The sequence below is a fragment of the Kocuria rhizosphaerae genome (genome assembly GCF_044462265.1).
Taxonomy (GTDB): domain Bacteria; phylum Actinomycetota; class Actinomycetes; order Actinomycetales; family Micrococcaceae; genus Kocuria; species Kocuria rhizosphaerae.
Genome location: NZ_JBISWL010000098.1, coordinates 1 through 1,489 on the forward strand (window position 1 = coordinate 1; position 1,489 = coordinate 1,489).

At 69.5% G+C, this 1,489-nt stretch carries 1 protein-coding gene; it reads right to left on the minus strand.

Features of this window, described 5'->3' with window-relative positions:
• The coding region (tig, locus tag ACH9EU_RS11580) for a trigger factor (RefSeq protein ID WP_396414083.1) at window positions 1-1,411 on the minus strand (1,411 nt) is incomplete at its 3' end.
• Window positions 1,412-1,489: the final 78 nt, after the last annotated feature.

A 1,489-nucleotide genomic window follows, 5' to 3' on the forward strand; every position in this document is an offset into this window, starting at 1 on the left:
GGGCCTTCGCGGCCTCCTCCGTCTCCTCGGCGGTGCCGGGGGTCGGGGCCGCCGTGGTCTCCTCCGCGGCGGGCTCGGCGCCCTCCTCGACGCCCCCCTCGGCGACCTGCTCGGCCTGCTGCTCCTCCTGCGGGCGGACGAACTCGGAGAGGTCCACCGCGTTGCCCGCGGTGTCGGTGACCGTCGCGTACTCGAGCACCTTGGCCAGGGCCTTGCGACGGCGCACCTCGCCGACCATGAGCCCGGCCTGGCCGGAGGAGTCCAGGAGCTGGGCGAACTGGTTGGGGTCCATGCCGTACTGCTGGGACATGTTGATGATGTAGTCGATCAGCTCGGACTGCTCGACGCCGATCTCCTCGGCCTCGGCCACCGCGTCGAGCACGATCTCGTTGCGGAAGGCGTCCTCGGCGTTCTTCCGGACCTCGTCCCGGTGCTCCTCGGAGTCGTGGTCGGCCTCGGCCTGCGGGTTCTCGAAGTGCTGGGCGACCTGCTGCTCGATCACGGCCTCGGGCACGGGGACCTCGACCATGCCGACCAGCTTCTCGAGCACCTTGTCGCGCGCCTCGACGCCCTGCTCCACGACGACGCCCTCGGCGGCCTGCTTCCGCAGGTCCTCCTTGAGCTCGTCGATGGTGTCGAACTCGGAGGCCAGCTGCGCGAACTCGTCGTCGGCCTCGGGGAGCTCACGCTCCTTGACGGCGGTGACGTGCACCTTGACGGTCGCCTCCTCGCCGCTGTGCTCGCCGCCGGCCAGCGTGGTCTCGAACGTGGCGTCCTCGCCGGCGGACAGGCCGGCGATGGCCTCGTCCATGCCCTCGAGCATGGTCCCGGCGCCGACCTGGTAGGACAGGTCGTTGGCGGCGTCGACCTCCTCGCCGTCGATGAGGGCCTGAAGGTCGAGGGTCACGAAATCGCCGTCGGCGGCGGGCCGGTCCACGGTCTTGAGGGTGCCGAAGCGGCCCCGCAGCTCGTCGAGGGCCTTCTGCTCGTCCTCGGCGGAGGCCTCACGGGCGTCGACCTGGACCTCGAGGCCCTTGTAGTCGGGCAGCTCGATCTCGGGGCGCACGGCGACGTCGATCTGGACCTTGGTGTCGGCCTCACGGTCGGTCGAGTCCGGCTTGGCGACGACCTCGACCTGGGGCTGGGTCAGCGGGGTGATCTCGTTCTCCGCCAGGGCCTGCTGGAAGAAGGTGTTGAGGCCTTCGTTCAGCGCGTTCTCGACGACGAAGTCGAAGCCGACGCGCTGGTCGATCAGCCGCGACGGGACCTTGCCCCGCCGGAAGCCGGGGACCTGGATCTGGTTCGCGAGAGACTTGTAGGTCTCGTCGATGAACGGCTTGAGTTCCGCGAACGGGACGTCCACCACGATCTTGACCTGGGTGGGGTTGAGTTTCTCGACGGCGCTCTTCACTTCCGCTGCATCTCCTGGGTGGTAGGTCGGTTGGGTCTACTGGGCCGTTCTCCGGCCCGGGACAGTCGGAACGGCGGC